At 68.1% G+C, this 16105-nt stretch carries 13 protein-coding genes and 1 riboswitch; of the genes, 3 read left to right on the top strand and 10 right to left on the bottom strand.

Features of this window, described 5'->3' with window-relative positions; genetic code table 11:
• Window positions 1-71 precede the first annotated feature (71 nt).
• Window positions 72-1985: an ABC transporter ATP-binding protein gene (locus AC1DXI_RS10425; RefSeq protein ID WP_018776019.1), complete on the bottom strand. Its 1914-nt coding sequence runs from the start codon at window positions 1983-1985 to the stop codon at window positions 72-74.
• Window positions 1982-3649, bottom strand: coding sequence for an ABC-F family ATP-binding cassette domain-containing protein (locus AC1DXI_RS10420; RefSeq protein WP_476938537.1), 1668 nt, complete (start codon window positions 3647-3649; stop codon window positions 1982-1984). Before AC1DXI_RS10420 ends, AC1DXI_RS10425 begins: the two co-directional genes overlap by 4 nt.
• A 279-nt stretch (window positions 3650-3928) precedes the next feature.
• On the opposite strand from AC1DXI_RS10420, the gene AC1DXI_RS10415 reads away from it, so the two are divergent.
• From AC1DXI_RS10415 to AC1DXI_RS10405, 3 genes are read left to right on the top strand one after another with little or no spacing between them, the layout of a single operon-like run.
• Complete coding sequence (locus AC1DXI_RS10415; RefSeq protein WP_476938536.1) at window positions 3929-4675, top strand: hypothetical protein; 747 nt, start codon at window positions 3929-3931, stop codon at window positions 4673-4675.
• Window positions 4672-5403 carry a hypothetical protein gene (locus AC1DXI_RS10410; protein WP_476938535.1) on the top strand — a complete coding sequence of 244 codons (732 nt, stop codon included), beginning with the start codon at window positions 4672-4674 and terminating at the stop codon, window positions 5401-5403. Before AC1DXI_RS10415 ends, AC1DXI_RS10410 begins: the two co-directional genes overlap by 4 nt.
• A gap of 44 nt (window positions 5404-5447) precedes the next feature.
• Window positions 5448-6158, top strand: a complete 711-nt coding sequence (locus AC1DXI_RS10405; protein ID WP_476938534.1) for a hypothetical protein — start codon at window positions 5448-5450, stop codon at window positions 6156-6158.
• A gap of 294 nt (window positions 6159-6452) precedes the next feature.
• On the opposite strand, the gene AC1DXI_RS10400 is transcribed toward AC1DXI_RS10405, so the two are convergent.
• The 8 genes from AC1DXI_RS10400 to AC1DXI_RS10365 all read right to left on the bottom strand — a co-directional run bounded on the left by AC1DXI_RS10400 (window position 6453) and on the right by AC1DXI_RS10365 (window position 16104).
• Entirely contained in the window at window positions 6453-9488 is a 3036-nt protein-coding gene (locus AC1DXI_RS10400; protein WP_476938533.1) for an alpha-mannosidase, read from the bottom strand.
• Between the two features lie 92 nt (window positions 9489-9580).
• A complete protein-coding gene (gene fdhD, locus AC1DXI_RS10395) occupies window positions 9581-10453 on the bottom strand; it encodes a formate dehydrogenase accessory sulfurtransferase FdhD (RefSeq protein ID WP_018776013.1) in 873 nt (290 codons plus the stop codon).
• 134 nt (window positions 10454-10587) lie between these two features.
• Entirely contained in the window at window positions 10588-12138 is a 1551-nt protein-coding gene (locus AC1DXI_RS10390) for a molybdopterin molybdotransferase MoeA (protein WP_476938532.1), read from the bottom strand.
• A complete protein-coding gene (locus tag AC1DXI_RS10385) occupies window positions 12135-12422 on the bottom strand; it encodes a DUF6457 domain-containing protein (protein WP_476938531.1) in 288 nt (95 codons plus the stop codon). Before AC1DXI_RS10385 ends, AC1DXI_RS10390 begins: the two co-directional genes overlap by 4 nt.
• Before the next feature lie 21 nt (window positions 12423-12443).
• Window positions 12444-13115, bottom strand: coding sequence for a molybdenum cofactor guanylyltransferase (mobA, locus tag AC1DXI_RS10380; protein ID WP_476938530.1), 672 nt, complete (start codon window positions 13113-13115; stop codon window positions 12444-12446).
• Window positions 13116-13201: 86 nt separating this feature from the next.
• Window positions 13202-13702: an HNH endonuclease gene (locus AC1DXI_RS10375; protein ID WP_026266867.1), complete on the bottom strand. Its 501-nt coding sequence runs from the start codon at window positions 13700-13702 to the stop codon at window positions 13202-13204.
• Window positions 13703-13921: 219 nt separating this feature from the next.
• Window positions 13922-14680: an NlpC/P60 family protein gene (locus AC1DXI_RS10370; RefSeq protein ID WP_018776009.1), complete on the bottom strand. Its 759-nt coding sequence runs from the start codon at window positions 14678-14680 to the stop codon at window positions 13922-13924.
• Window positions 14681-14975: 295 nt separating this feature from the next.
• Window positions 14976-15145, bottom strand: a riboswitch (cyclic di-AMP (ydaO/yuaA leader).
• Window positions 15146-15282: 137 nt separating this feature from the next.
• A complete protein-coding gene (locus AC1DXI_RS10365) occupies window positions 15283-16104 on the bottom strand; it encodes a M23 family metallopeptidase (RefSeq protein WP_476938529.1) in 822 nt (273 codons plus the stop codon).
• Window position 16105 lies beyond the last annotated feature (1 nt).

Genomic DNA, 16105 nt, shown 5'->3' with positions numbered 1-16105 from the left:
CAGAGGCCTCCAACACCAGCCTCCAACACCGGCCTCCAACACCGGCTCAGTAGCCGGCCTCCAACACCGGCTCAGTAGCCGGGCACGGCCTCCTGGGCGACCGCGCTGGCCTCGGAGAACTGCGTCCGGTACAGCTCCGCATAGCGGCCCTCGGCGGCGAGGAGCTCCCGGTGGGTACCTCGCTCCACGATCGAGCCGTCCTCCACCACCAGGATCGCGTCCGCCGCACGGATCGTCGAGAGACGGTGGGCGATCACGACGGCGGTACGGCCTTCGAGAGCGGCGCCCAGCGCTTCCTGGACGGCGGCCTCGTTGGTCGAATCCAGCGCGGCGGTGGCTTCGTCGAGGATGACCACCCGCGGCTGCGCGATCAGCAGGCGGGCGATGGTCAGGCGTTGCCGCTCGCCGCCGGAGAGCCGGTAGCCGCGCTCCCCCACCACGGTGTCCAGCCCATCGGGCAGGGACCGGATCATGTCTTCGAGCCGGGCACGCCGCAGCGCATCCCACATCTGTTCTTCGGTGGCCTCCGGGCGGGCCAGGCGCAGGTTGGAGGCGATGCTCTCGTGGAACAGGTGACCGTCCTGCGTCACCATGCCGAGGGTCGCGCGCATCGAGTCGAACGTGAGGTCGCGGACGTCCACGCCGGTGCCGGGTGTGGTGCCGCCGAAGCGGATGGCGCCGGAGTCGACGTCGTACAGGCGCGACAGGAGTTGCGCAATGGTGGACTTGCCCGCTCCGGAGGAGCCGACGAGGGCCACCGTCTGGCCCGGCTCCACCCGGAAGCTGATGCCGTGCAGCACTTCCTCGCCGCCGCGGGTGTCCAGGGTCAGCACGTCCTCCAGGGAGGCCAGCGAGACTTTCTCCGCCGAGGGGTAGGCGAAGCGGACGTCGTCGAACTCCACCGAGAGCGGACCCGGCGGGGAGGCCACGGCATCCGGCTTCTGTTGGATGAGCGGCTTGAGGTCCAGGATCTCAAAGACGCGCTCGAAGCTGACCAGGGCGCTCATGACCTCCACCCGTGCGCTCGAAAGTGCCGTGAGCGGCGCGTACAGGCGGGTGAGCAGCAGCGCGAGCACCACGACGTCGCCCGCGGCCAGCTGCCCCTCGAGCGCGAGCCAGCCGCCCAGGCCGTAGACCAGTGCCAGGGCCAAGGCCGAGACCAGCGTCAGCGCCGTGACGAAGGTGAACTGCAGCATGGCGGTGCGGACGCCGATGTCCCGGACGCGGCCGGCCCGGAGGGCGAACTCGCGGGATTCCTCGTCGGGGCGGCCGAAGAGCTTGACCAGCGTGGCACCGGGCGCGGAGAAGCGCTCGGTCATCTGGGTGCCCATGGTGGCGTTGTGTTCGGCGGCTTCGCGCCGCAGATCGGCCAGTTTGGAGCCCATCCGGCGGGCCGGGATCAGGAAGATCGGCAGCAGGATCATTGCGAGCACTGTCACAAGCCACGATTTGTTCAGCATCACCGCGAGGGTCAGCGCCAGGGCCACGACATTGCTGACCACGCCGGAGAGCGTGCCGGCGAAGGCCGACTGCGCGCCAATGACATCGTTGTTCAGCCGGCTGACCAGGGCCCCGGTCCGGGTCCTGGTGAAGAAGGCGATCGGCATTTTCTGGACGTGGTCGAAGACCTTCGTGCGCAGGTCCACGATCACGCCTTCGCCGATCGTGGAGGACAGCCAGCGCGTCACGAGGCCCAGGCCCGCCTCGGCCACCGCGACGATGGCGATCAGGACGGCCAGCCAGATCACGGTTGAGGCCTCCGCGTGGGCGATGATCTCGTCAACCACCTGCCCGGCGAGGACCGGGGTGGCGACAGCCAGGAAGGCCATCACGATGGACAGCAGTACGAAGGCGATCAGCTTGCCGCGGTGGGGGCGGGCAAAACTGAACACGCGCTTCAGGGTCTCTTTCGAGAACGGCTTGGACCCGCTGGAGGCGCGGGTGATGTTGTAGAGGGAGCTCCAGGCGACCCGGTCCATGCTCATTTGGTGTTGCCTTTCGGGGCATCGGCGTGCAGCTCGGTGACGACGCCGTTCTCGACGTTCCAGCGCACGTCCAGGCGGACGTTTTCCAGCAGCCGGCGGTCGTGGGTGACCAGCAGCAGCGCGCCGTCATAGCTGTCGAGGGCTTCCTCGAGCTGTTCGATGGCGGGCAGGTCAAGGTGGTTGGTGGGTTCGTCCAGCACCAGCAGGTTCACGCCGCGGGCCTGCAGCAGCGCCAGGGCGGCCCGGGTCCGTTCCCCCGGGGAGAGGGAATCCACGGCCCGGTTGGTGTGATCGGCTTTGAGGCCGAATTTGGCCAGCAGGGTGCGCACCTCGGCCGGGGTCTGGTCCGTCAGGACGGCCTCGACGGCGTCTGCGAGCAACAGGTCGCCGGCCAAGAGGCCGCGCGCCTGGTCGATCTCCCCGACGGCCACGGACGCGCCCATGGAGGCGTCACCGGAGTCGGGCTGCTGGACGCCGAGCAGGAGCCGGAGCAGGGTGGACTTGCCGGCGCCGTTGGGACCCGTGATCCCGATCCGCTCGCCCGCGTTCAGCTGCAGGTTCACCGGGCCCAGGGTGAAGTCGCCCTGCACCGCGACGGCGTCGCGCAGGGTGGCGACGACGGCGCTGGAGCGGGGTGCCGCCCCGATGCTGAACTGCAGCTGCCATTCCTTGCGCGGCTCTTCAACTTCTTCGAGCCGGGCGATGCGGGACTCCATCTGCCGGACCTTCTGGCCCTGCTTCTCGGAGGACTCGGTGCTGGCCGCCCGGCGGATCTTGTCATTGTCCGGGTTCTTCTTCATGGCATTGCGGACGCCCTGGGAGCTCCACTCGCGCTGGGTGCGGGCGCGGGAGACGAGGTCCGCCTTGATGTTCGCGTACTCCTCGAACCGTTCCCGTGCGTGCCGGCGGGCGACGGCGCGTTCCTCCAGGTAGGCCTCGTAGCCGCCGTCGTACACCGCCACCGAGTTCTGGGCCAGATCCAGTTCCACGATGGTGGTGACGCAGCGCGCCAGGAACTCGCGGTCATGCGAGACCAGGACGGCGCCGCCGCGCAGGCCCTGCACGAAGGCCTCGAGCTTGGCCAGGCCGTTGAGGTCCAGGTCGTTGGTGGGTTCGTCCAGGAGCACGATGTCGAACCGGCTCAGCAGCAGGGCGGCGAGCGCCACGCGGGCCGCCTGGCCACCGGACAGGCCAGTCATTCCGGCGTCCGGGCCCACATCGAGGCCAAGGTCCGCCAGGACGGACGGGATGCGGTCCTCCAGGTCGGCGGCACCGGAGGCCATCCAGCGGTCGAAGGCAAGGGAGTAGGCGTCGTCGGAGCCCGGAGCGCAGGAGCCCAGCGCCTCCGCGGTGGATTCCATCTCCAGGGTCGCCTGGGCGCAGCCGGTGCGCCGGGCGATATAGCCCGCCACCGTTTCGCCGGCAATCCGTTCGTGCTCCTGCGGCAGCCAGCCGACAAAGGCGTCGGCGGGGGCCAGGCTCACTGTGCCTTCCTGCGGACCGTCGACGCCGGCCAGCAGCCGCAGCAGGGTTGATTTGCCGGCACCATTGGCGCCGACCACGCCGACGACGTCACCGGGCGCTACGGTCAGGGACAGCTTCGAGAAGAGTGTGCGGTGATCGTGTCCACCGGAAAGGTCCTTGGCAACAAGGGTTGCAGTCATTACTTCATCCTCTCACTGCGGCCCAAAACGGACCGTCCCGACTGGGAGTAACTGCGCGTCCCGACGGGACCGAAAACCAGCCGGGCATAGAAGAACCCGCCGGTCCGGACTTGGGGGGTGTACGGACCAGCGGGTTCGACCATTTAGCATAGTTGAATTAGCACCTCACGTAAAATCCCAGCCCCCTCCGTGACGCCCCCGTCACCGCCCGCCCCAATCGCCGCTGCCCCACCGCATGCCAGTAGCCATACTGCCCGCCGACTCCGCAGGAAGCCCTAGATGCCATTACCCGCAAAGGCGTTCCAACTCTGGCTTCACCGCGTTGCCCCGTCCGCGAGCACGGCCGATCTCTGCAGAATCTCGGGGATCAAGCGCACCACCTTCGCGCAGCAGCTGGTGCGCGGAAAAGTAGCCGAAACCACTCTGGTCAGCATTAGCCGCGCCCTGGGCTTGAGCCCGCTGGCGGAGCTCGCGTCCTTCGACCACTATGTGGAGCTGGCCGCCCCGCCGCAGCCACCCACGCCGGCCGAACTCGTCAGCCAGGTTGCCACCATGGACCTGTTGCGCGCAGTCATTTCCCGGTCCTCCCCTGCCTACGGCGGCTATGGCGACCAGGGCAGCTCAATGACTCCTGCGTTGAGCCCCGCCCCGCACGCCACGTCCGTCCGGAACTGGGTGGATGCGATTGACGACGGTGAGTTGCGTCACCGGGTTTCGGCTGCCACCGGCGTGGCTCCGCAAAATTATTCGGCCCAGCTCACGGCCAACCGGCTCTCCCCCGAACTGGCGGTCGCGACCGCCCGCGCGGCGGGCGTAGGCTTCACGGGCGGGCTCGTCGCCACGGGCCTGCTCACCGAGGCCGAGGCCGGCTGGACGCCAGGGGCGAAGCAGGCAGCCTTGGATGCCCTTTCCGACGGTGAACTTAGTTCCCTGGCCGGGGAGCGGCTTCAGGCGCTCGGGAAATCGCTGCGGCGCCACGAGCAGGAGCAGGCACAAACAGAAAAGATTTGGGAGAACCTCGGATGATCGCGATCCTGCAGTGGACCACGCTGGCGCTGTGCTGCGTTGTCACGCTTGTCCGCGTGCCCAGCGTTCTCCGCGGTGAAAACCGGTCCCTGTTCTGGATCTTTGCGCTCATGACCGTGGCGATCCTGCTCAGCATTGATGCCCCTTATCTGGCCGTGGACCAGGTCCTGGGAGGCATGAACTTCGCCAACCTGGTGCTGCGCTTCGTCATCTTCGGCGGCATCTTCTTTCTTGGAATCCGGTTGGCCCGGGGCTTCAGCGCGTGCGACGCCCTGAAGCTCATCACCGGTCCCATTGGAATCGCGATCGCCGCAGCCGCCTCCATTGCGGTGGTGGCGGTCTTCCTCATGATGGACACGGCCGGTTCTTCGGCGGGGCTGGTCGCCGTGTTCGCCAAGGACGGCCACAATGCCGCCCTGGTGGAGTATTACGGGGCCGCCGGCCGCCTGTACCCGGCATTCATCACCGCGGCCCTGTTTCCGGCCATGGTGCGGACCCTGCGCAGCGGACTCCCGGCCCTGGTGCGCTCCAGCGCGGCGTTGCTGGCCCTGGGCACCGTGGCCATCTGCCTCAGCCTGCTCTCCCCGGTCATTCCTCCGTCCCTGGGATTCATGAAGTTCGTCTTCAACTACTCGGCGGTCCTGTGCCTGGTCCTGGGACTGTCCCTGATCTGGCTGGCCAAGACACTTGCGAAGCGGGCGCCGAAGAAGCAAGCTGGCATGGCCTGACCATCTTGGGGCTGAGCCAGGAAAGCGACGTGGGGGAACCCAGAATGATGGCAACCCTCCAGTGGGGCACGCTGATCACTTGCACGGTGGTGCTCCTTCTCCGCGTTCCGGATGCGATCCAGGGCCGGAACAGGGCCGTTTTCTGGATCCTGGTGCTCGCAACCCTGTGCAGCCTGCTCTCCGTGACCGGCCCCTATGAGGCGATCGACGGGGCGTTGGGGGGATGGAACCTCACCCATCTCCTCCTGCGGTTCCTCGTGTTCGCGGCCGTCCTGCTGGTAGGTCTGCGCGTGGCGACGGGACTGGAGGATGAGCGCGGCTACCGCTTCATTGCGGGCCCGGCCGGCCGTTGGGCCCTGGCTCTCAGCGCCGTCGTTGTGGCGGTGACCTTCTTCCTCATGGACACCCGCGGGTCCTCGTCGGGCCTGCTGGGCATTGCGGACAAGGGCGGGCCCAATGCAGTCCTGGCGCCGTTCTACGCCGCGGCCGGCCGCACCTATCCTGCCTTTGTCTCCCTCGCCCTGCTGCCCGCGTTGCTGGCCACCGCAAGGAGCCAATTGCCGCGGCTCGTGCGTGCGGGGGCCCTCCTGACCTGCCTCGGCGCCCTCGCCACCGCGTTCACCGTCCCCGCCTCCTTCGCCCCGGAAGACTGGCTCCTGGCCCAGCAGACGGTCAACTATCTGGCCGTCGTGGGCTACGTCCTGGGTCTGGGCCTGTTCTGGGCGTCGGGGCTCGTTGGGAAGAAAAAGTGGTAACACTCGCGCAACATTCCGTAAGAACGAAACGTAGAGCATTCACAAAATCATTAGATCGTGAAAGAATCATGAATGTGTGAAAGCGGCAACCGCTTCGTGTACGGAAATCAGCCGTGCGAAGCAGAGGCAGTCGTCCAAGCGCCATTGGGGGGATGAGTGGTAGCGGTCCGGAAGGACCGCTCCCACTCAGCCTGTTTAAGGGTATTTCCGGTTGCTCCGGACAGTGTCGTCCGGATGCCCCGACAGTGCCGGCCGGATTCCCCTGCGTGGAGCGGTGTCAGGCGGCCCGGTCTTTCAGCGCACAAACCTCAGCGTGACCAGCTGGAAGGGCCGCAGGGTAAGCACGGCCGAATCGCGGCCTGCCGTCACGCCCGGGGCGTCGACGGGCCGTTCCAACAGATCCACGGCGTGTAGCCCGCGGACCGGGAAATTGGCCTTCACCGCGCCGGTGGACCGCTCCCCCAGCGCTTCGTACAGCCGGACAATCACATCTCCGGAACCGTCTTCAGCGAGTTTGACCGCTTCAATGACAAGGGCCTGGTTGACGACTGTGACCAGCGGTTCCACCCCGTGCGCCCCGCGCACCACCCGCGGCGCCAGGTTGGTGCGGTAGCCCTCTTCGACGGCGGCCGCAATCGTGGCGCCCGGACGGACCGTGACGTGCAGCTCGTGCCTGCCCTGGTCCGCGCCGGGATCCGGAAACTTCGGTGCGCGCAGGAGTGAGAGCCGCACTGTGGTGGTGGTGCCGCCGTCGTCCTCCCGGACGTTGCGGGTGACGTCGTGGCCGTAGCTGGAAGCGTTGGAGATCGCCACCCCGTAGCCTGGCTCGGCGACGTGGATCCAGCGGTGGGCGCAGATTTCGAATTTCGCGGCCTCCCAGGACGTGTTGACATGGGTGGGGCGGAACACGTGCCCGAACTGCGTCTCCGCCGCCGACCGGTCCGCCCTGACATCCAGGGCAAAGCCCAACTTGAGCAGCTTCTCGCTCTCCTGCCAGTCCACGACTGTGGTGATCGCGAGCGAGTCTGCACCCGCCGCGAGCGTAATCCGTTGGGTCACGGCAGAGGACCCGGCCATCAGCTCCACCACCACGACGGCGTCCGGGCTTTCGCCCGGGAGGCCGCGCTCCAGTGTTACCGAACGCGCCTCAACCAGACGGACGACGTTCCTGCGGTAGAAGGCGTCGATGTCCCACGCGTCCCACTCATTGGGCGTGTCCCGGTGCAGCTCGAGGAGGTTGCCGACCTCGCCGGGAGCAATCGCCTCGCGTCCGGTGGCGTGGTCCGCGAGGGAGACCAGCAGTCCGTTGGCATCCACCACGGCCCGGATGATGCCATTGTCCAGGATGTAGCCGCCGCCGGCCTCGGTGACCCCTACCGGCCGCCCGGGCCGGACCGGTTCGGCAGCGGCCAGGGCAGGCACACCCAGGCGCTCGTGCGGGGCCGCGTTGAGCAGGAATTCCCGGCTGCCGGCGCCGAGGGCCGCCGCCGCGGCGTTCGTGATGATCGCTTCCAGCCCCCGTTCGACGGCGGCGTAGTTCCGTTCGGCGTCCTGGTGGACCCACGCGATGGAGCTCCCCGGCAGGATGTCGTGAAACTGCTGCAGCAGGACCAGCCGCCAGAGGCGCTTGAGCTCCGCAGCCGGGTAGCTGTGCCCGGCCCGCACAGCCGCGGTGGCACTCCAGAGCTCGGCTTCCCGGAGCAGGTGCTCGCTGCGCCTGTTCCCCAGCTTGGTCTTGGCCTGGCTGGTGTAGGTGCCGCGGTGCAGTTCCAGGTACATCTCCCCCACCCAGACCGGCAGGGGTTCATAGTCGGCCTGGGCCTGGCTAAAGAAGCTGGCAGCCGAGCCGATCCGCACCTTCGGGGATCCTTCCAGGTCCGCCGTGCGCTCCGCTGCAGCCAGCATCTCGCGGGTTGGGCCCCCGCCGCCGTCGCCGTACCCGAACGGAACCAGCGACGTGCCTCCGCGTCCGTGGTCCCGGTAGTTCCGTTCAGCGTGCGCCAGGTCCCGGGCGCTGAGGTCGGAGTTGTAGCTGTCCACCGGCGGGAAATGGGTGAACACCCTGGTGCCGTCGATTCCCTCCCAGTTGAAGGTGTGGTGGGGCATCCTGTTGACCTGGTTCCAGGAGATCTTCTGGGTCAGGAACCAGCGGCTGCCTGCGGCCTTGATGATCTGCGGCAGAGCCGCCGAATACCCGAAGGTGTCCGGCAGCCACGCCTCCTGGCAATCGACGCCGAATTCGGCCAGGAAGAAGCTCTTGCCCTCGAGGAACTGCCGTGCCATGGCCTCGCCGCCGGGCATGTTGGAGTCGGATTCGACCCACATCCCGCCGACGGGAACGAACCTGCCGGCCCGGACCTTGTCCCTGATGCGCCCGAAGAGCTCCGGATAGTACTCCTTCATCCACGCGAGCTGCTGGGCGGAGGAGCACGAAAAGACGAAATCTGGATTCTCGTCCATCAGCGCGACGACGTTGGAGAACGTCCGGGCGCACTTGCGGATGGTTTCCCGGACCGGCCACAACCAGGCCGAATCGATGTGGGCGTGGCCCGTGGCCACGAGCTGGTGCGCCGAGGCATAGGCCGGCCGGGACAGGACATCGGCCAGGGCGGCCCGTCCGGCCTCCGCGGTCCCGGCAACGTCGTCGGGGTCCATGATGTCCAGCATGCGTTCTAGCGCCCGCAGGATGTCGTGGCGGCGTGGCAGGTCCATGGGCAGCTCGTGCATGAGCCCGCTGAGCGTGAGGATGTCCTGCTGCAGTTCCCAGACGGCCTGGTTGCGTTCGGCGATGGCGATCCTGCCGAGGCGGTACTTCGGCTCGCTGCCCGACGTCGCTTTGTCGCCGTAGGGGGTGGCGGCGAATGTCCAGTTCTGGGACAAGTCGGGGTTGGCCGCGGCTTCGACGTAGAAGTCGACGGCCATGCCACTGCCCAGGAGCTTGAGCGGGATGTACTGGTTCCGTGGCGAGATCGCCTTGATGATGGTTCCGTCGGGCCGCCAGGCAATGCCTTCGCACTGGAAGCCCGGGAGGTCACCGCTGAAGCCGAGGTCCACGAGGATCTCCACCGAGGTGCCGGCCGAGGTTCCCCAGGCGTCCGGCACTTCACCCCGGAGCCGGAGCCACTTGGTGCTCCAGGGCCGGCCCCAGGCCGCGCCGTGTTCCTGGGGTCCGAACTCCTGCCGCAGGGCCTCGAGCACCGGCACGGGTTCGTCCGGCGCGTCCCAGCTGCTCAGTGCCAGCGGCACGCTGCGCGGGTAGACGGCCGGGCCGATCCGGTCACGCAGAAAGCGGTCCAGCCGGACTTCCGTAAGACGGCGGTCGTCGTGCAATGTGATCCTCTTCAGCGCTGGGGGGGTCCGATCGATTTCCAATCGATGGATAAAACTTACGCCGCGGAGAACCTGTTGGCCAACTGTTGCCGCTAGCCAGCCGCGGGAGCCGGAACCGCGACGCGCTGCTGACCCGCGTACACGTTCAGGCTGGTCCCGCGGCTGAACCCGGCCAGGGTCATCCCGCTGGCCTCGGCGAGCTCGACGGCCAGGCTGGAGGGGGCACTGACTGCGGCGAGGACCGGGATTCCGGCGAGGGCCGCCTTTTGGACCAGCTCGAACGATGCCCTGCCGGACACCTGCAACACGGTGCCCCGGAGCGGGAGCAGGCCTTCGCGGAGCGCCCAGCCCACCACCTTGTCCACCGCGTTGTGCCGGCCCACGTCTTCGCGCAGGCACAGCAACTCGGCCGAGCCGTCGTCGGAGATCCTGAAGAGTCCGGCGGCGTGCACTCCGCCGGTGACCTCGAAGACCTCTTGGGCGGACCGGAGGGCGTCCGGGAGGGCCGCCAGCGTTTCCACGGGAACGGTCAGCGGATCCTGTGCCGGACTGTAGTGCGAGGACTTCCGCACGGCATCGATCGAGTCCGTCCCGCAGATGCCGCAGGAACTGGAGGTGAAGACGTTGCGTCCCGTCTCGGGCCGTACGACGTCGGGCCGGAGCTGCGCCTCCACCACGTTGAACGTCTGCATGCCGTCGGCGTCTTCGCCGGCGCAGAACCTGAGCGAGACCAGTTGTTCGGGAGCCCAGATGATCCCCTCCGAGACGAGGAAGCCGGCGACGAGGTCGAAGTCATTGCCCGGCGTTCGCATGGTGACGGAGAACGACATGTTGCCGAGCCGGATTTCCAGCGGTTCCTCGACGGCAAGGACGTCCTCCCGGTGCCGGACGGGGAATTCGAGGGCCTGCGGGGACCCGTCCAGGACGATCTTGTGCACCTTGCGGCGCTGTGTCACACGGCCCATCCGGTGCTCCTAAGCAACATGTCCTGCCGCTGTTTGAATCTTGCGGCTGTTTGAATCTTTGGCTTGTTCCATCATTGTAAGTGTCTGATTGTGATGGCGTGTCCGGCCCTGACGCCGGCGCAGCGGGCCGGGACTCAGCCCAAAAGGGCACTCCAGTCCACCGGCCCGTCGCTGGCCGCGGTCTTCCTGGCGGTCCGTTTCGCCGCCGGCTTCTGCGCGGCGGCCGCTGCCGAAGCGTCAGGCAGCGGCGCACCCCACGGGAGGGCGAATGCGGGGACCACTTCCCCCAGCTGCACGCCATGGGGCGGGACCACCAGCACACCGTCGGCGCCGGCCAGGCCCCGCATCATTCCCGGGCCGGTGTGCTGCGCCGGCGATGCCATGCCATAGAGCAGCCGGAAGGGCATGAGCCGGGTCCGGCCCGGATCGGCGTCAATGGTCGAGCCGCAGGGCACCTCGCTGAGCGGGGGGATCGCGCCGTGCCCCAGGGCTGCGAGGAGTGGGGCCCCGATCGTGGACAGTGCCATCATGGCCGCGAGCGGGTTTCCTGGCAGGCCGAGGATGTAACGGCCGTCCGGCAGCTCGGCCAGCACGGCGGGGTGGCCCGGCCGCATGGCGATTCCGTCGATCAGGAGGCGGCCGCCGAGTTCGGCGACCGAGCGGCGGAGGTGGTCTGTTCCGGAGCGTCCCGTGCCGCCGGTGGTGATCACGACGTCGGCGGGCAGGTTTTCACCAGCAGGATCGGTGTCCTCGAGCGCGGCGAGCCATTCGGCGTAGGTGTCGCCGACTTTCACTTCTTCGGTACAGATTCCGCCGAGCATTCCCACCACGGCGGCCAGTTGGGGTCCGAAGGTGTCGCGGACCTGCCCTGGTGCCGGCATCCCGCTCGTCACGACCTCGGAGCCAGTGAAGACGAGGCGCACTACGGCCTTGCCGAGCACGGGAAGAGTGTCGCTTCCGGCCAGCGCGGCGAGGGCAAGATGGGCGGGGTTCAGGACCGTGCCGCGCTGGATCAGGACGTCCCCGGCGGCGGCTTCCTCTCCGGCTTTCCTGATGTGGTCGCCGTTGCGCGGGTCTCCTGGTTTCGCGGTGCCGCCCAGCTTCAGGACGGGCAGGCCGTCCTCGTCGGCACCGATGATGCCGCTTTCGCTGCGCAACACCGCCCTGGCCCCGGGCGGGATGAGGCCGCCGGTGGCAATCGGGCTGGCCTGATGCGGTGCCAGCCGCTGGCCGGGTTCGGCCAGGATCCAGGGGCCGCTGCCGTTGACGGCCCAGCCGTCCATGGCCGAAGAAGCGTAATGGGGCATGTCCTGCTGGGCAACGACGTCCGCCGCGAGGGTCCTGCCCAGCGCCTGCCGCAGCGGGACAGGGGCGGCCGGGATGGGAACGGCGCAGTCGAACGCGAGTTGCCGGGCCTCCTGCCACGTGTGGGCCAGGTGCCTGTGCGGCTCTGCCGCGGTGTCCTCGGCCGCTGCATCCTGGTCCGCGGTGTCCTGGTCCGCTACATCTTGGTCTGCGGTATCCTGGCCCGCCGCATCCTGGTCCGCCGGGATGTGAGGGTCGCCGAGGCCGTCTCTGACTCCGTCTCGGCCGCCATCTCTGACTGCATCTCCACCTCCATCTCTGCCGGCATCTCCACCTGCGGCGGTGGCTGGTCCGCTGCCGTCCGGGGCCGCAGCCGTCATGCCCCGGAAGTTTCGGCGGCTGCGTAATCCTTGGCGAGCCGGCGGGCCACGGCCATCGCGGCCTCCATGGACACAGCGTCCGTGGCCTGCCCGGAGCCCGAGGCCAGACCGGCGGCAAAGCCGGCAATGAACGTGGTCAGCGGTGCCGCCGGGCGCACCACGGAATGGGCGGCCACGCCGGCCAAGGCGAGGACCTCATTTACGTCAATCTCAACGTCGTCCAGCTCCAGGGCCTGGAGCAGGGCACGGCACCAGTCTTCCAGTGTTTCATCCTGGCTTTTCACCGTTTGCCTCCATGGTCGAGTTCAGCTGCGCAGAGCCGGGCCGGAGCCCGGACCGCCGTCGGGAATCCTGCCGGATACCCCTAGTGCGGACGCGTCATCCCAGGTGTCGACGTCGTCCGTGGAACCCGGCGGAACGCGAACTTCCCGCACGTCCAGCCTAGCAAGAAGGGTGAAGACCGACGCGTTTTCCAGCCTGTTCCGGGACGCGGCGTCGGCGACGGAACGTTGTAGCACAGCCGTACCATAAAAGCCCGCGAGCGGCTGCTTCCGGCCGTCGGCCGAGACTGCCATGACGCCGTCGGGCCCGTCCCATTCCGGCGTACCTGCGGCAGGCGCGGCCAGCGCCTCAGCCAGGGCGCGGACCGCGTCGGCGGACCGCGGCATGTCGCACGCCAGAACCAGGGTAAAGGGCGCGGCCGCTGCGCGCCGGCCCGCGCGGTCGGCGGCCAGGGCAGCCAGGCCCGCGGCGATGGCTGCGGCCGGCCCCGCGAAGGGCGGGTTCTCACGGCAGGTCAGGACGCCGCCGGGCAGGCCCCCGGGGTCGGGGCCGACGACGACGGTGCGCGCCGCCGCGCCCGCGGCCCGCAGTGACCGCTCCAGGAGGGTGGCCCCGTCGAAGATCAGCCCGGATTTGGGCACGCCGCCGAGGCGGGAGGCCCGTCCCCCGGCGAGAATGATGGCATCGAACTCCATCGGTTCAGCGTAGCGCGGCGCCGGCCGCCACCGAGCAAGCCGTAACGCGCGCCGGCAGCAATCTCACCAGCTGATCAGGCAGCAGGTCAGGCAGCCGATTCAGGCAGCAGGAACGGATCCCAGGCCGGCGTCGGCTTCTCGAGTTCCTTGATCTGCCAGATGGCGCCCTTTGGCGGGCCCGGAACAAAACCGATCTTCCAGCCCATCTCCGCCGGCGTATGGTCGCTCTTGGCGTTGTTGCACCGTAGGCAGGCCGCCACCAGGTTCTCCCAGGAGTCGGCTCCGCCCCGCGACTTGGGCTGGATGTGGTCGATGGTGTGGGCAGCCTTGCCGCAGTACGCGCAGCGGTGGGCATCCCGGCGCAGCACGCCGCGGCGGCTCACCGCAGTCATCGTGTTGTACCTGGGCCGGATGTAGCGGTTCAGCAGGATCACGGACGGGCGGCCCAAAATGTCCTGGGGGCCGACCACGGGGTCGTCCCCTTCGGCCACCACGCTGGCCTTTCCGGTCAGGACAAGGACAAGCGCCCGGCGGAAGGTGATGACCGCCAGCGGTTCATATCCAGCATTCAGAACGAGAGTGCGCATCCGCATACCTCTTCACGGCCGCACCCGCCAGCGGCACGAGGGCCGGCTGCCCTCTGCATGGTCGGGCTATGGATCGACAACACAAGAGTAAACACTCAAGTGCCGGATCACCGAATATTTTTTCGCCGGCGCAGTCCCCGGCGCGGAAAGTTCACTGCGCGGCAACGCAAAAGACCCCCGCCTGCAGGCGGGGGTCTTTCGAAAAGCCGGGGTTCGTGCTTAGGCGCCGACGCGGATGAAGACCGGGCCGGAGCCGACGTTTACGCTGTACAGCGCGGTGGTGCCGCCGTTCCAGCCGCCGTGCACTGCCATGCCGTTGCCGACGTAGACCGCGATGTGAGCCATGCCCACGCCGCCGTTCTGGTAGTAGGCGAGGTCGCCCGGGCGTGCCTCGCCGGCGCTCACGGTGCGGCCCAGGGACAGGTAACCTGCCGGCCAGCCGTGGTAGTGGATGCCGGCCGCGGCCAGTGCGTTGGTGGCGAGGGCGGTGCAGTCCTGCGCCACGCCGATCTGTGCGTAGGCAGCGGCGGCGATGGTCGCGCCAGCGCCGCTTCCGATGCCGGCCGGAGCCTGGGCAGCGACGCCGCCGCTGACGCCAAGCTCGGTGCCGCCGGCGCGGGAGGCCGTAGCGTCCTGGACCTTCACGACGGGCTTGGGAGCCTCGACGACGGGAGCCGGCGTGGTGGTCACGGCGGGCTTCTCGTAGGAGATCGCGATGGTGGACGCGGCCGAGATGGTGGCCGGAGCTGCGGACTGGACTTCCAGGGCCGAAGCGGAGGTGGATTCGCGCTGAACATTGGTTTCAGCAGCGTTGGCTGCGATTCCACTGGTCAGTACCAGACCGGAAGCTGCGGCGATGACCGCGGCCTGACGGCCCACGCCGCCGGCGTTGTCGCCGACAGCCTTAGCAATAACAGCCAGCGAGTTGGTCTTGGTGACCTCGGCGCGGTGCCGTGCAACGTTTGCACGAGTAGTCATTAAGTTCTCTCTTTCGTGATCCTTGGACCGCGCGCTTTCGGGCACGGACTGAGGACGCTCCGGCATCTTGGGGGTACGCCGGATCGCCCCGAAATGGGTTACTTAGCGAAGGGTGTACTGCGAAGACGCGCCAAAAGCGGAAACTGCATGCTGTCCGGGCTCGGTAGAGATTGAGCCTGCGGAACGTGATCCAATCCGGGCGCCGGCAAGGGCGGCACGTGATGTGGATTCCAGCGGGCTCGACAGAGCCTCGCCGGTGCGCATGCGCGCAGAATTGTGGCGTGAAGACACGAAAGTAGCCTCTCCCAATGCCTACGAGGTGAGCTGTCGGATTCGGATGGGAGTCACCCGGCCGCGCTGCTTCCTTGGAAGCTTTGCGACTTAACCCCAAGGCCTTCTTTCGAAGGCCAAAATTGGTTCCCCCGCCCCTGCCAGACGATGTAATGCGAACGGACCTTGAGCGGTGGCAGAGCTAGGCAATCCACTCAAGAGCGCCAACTTCGGAAAAGTTGGCGTGCTTCAAACCCTACATCAGTCCGGATCCAATGTCACATTCAGATCACGGCGTGTCACGGGAAGTTGAGAGCAGCCCATCGTCTTGTTTAGAGCCAGCCGAGCGGATCAACGACGTCGCCGTTGACCATCACTTCAAAGTGAAGGTGGCAGCCCGTGGAGGCGCCGGTGGTCCCGCTCATGGCGACGACGTCACCGCGGGACACCTTCTGGCCGACCTGGACCGAGGCCGAGGACAGGTGGTTGTACGTGGTCTCCAGGCCGTTGCCGTGATCGATGACCACGCGGTTTCCGCCGCCGAAGGGATGCCAACCGTTGAAGGTCACGGTGCCGCTGGCGGCCGCGTGGACCGCCGTGCCGCACTGGGCGGCGAAATCCTGGCCGCGGTGGAACTCCCCCGCGCCCCCAGTGATGGGGCTGACGCGGTAGCCGAAGGGTGAGGCCGTGACCAACTGGTCCAGCGGCGCACCAAGAGTGCCCGCCGATGCCGCGCGGGTGATGGTGCCCACAGACTGGGCGCTCAGCAACTGCTTGAGCTTCCCGTCCGGATCGCCCTTCGTGGTGACGGCCGTGCGGTTGAAGTCAACCTTTGCGGCGGCGGCAGCCGTGACATCCGGCTGCACGGCAGCGGAGAGCGCGCCGGATCCGCCCGGATTCGAAGCCATCACCGGGCTCGTGACGGGAACCGTCACGGTGAGAACCAGACCAGTTGCGGCCAGCGCGATCCCGGCCTTCTGCCCGACTCCGCTGGCCGCGGCAAAGTCCGTGACCTGGCGGAACGGGCTGCGCCGGTGACGCCGTTCATCGCGGTGCACGTCACGCGGGCGTTCGGCCGTGTGAGCGACGACGGGCCGCGGCTCCGGAGCGGGACCGGTCGCGCGGCGACGGCCCCTGGCGGTCTGGGTGGTCAAG

The sequence above is a fragment of the Arthrobacter sp. P1_H7 genome, assembly GCF_056405215.1.
Note: the sequence above shows the minus strand (reverse complement) of the source record. Positions and strands in the feature narration are given on the sequence as shown.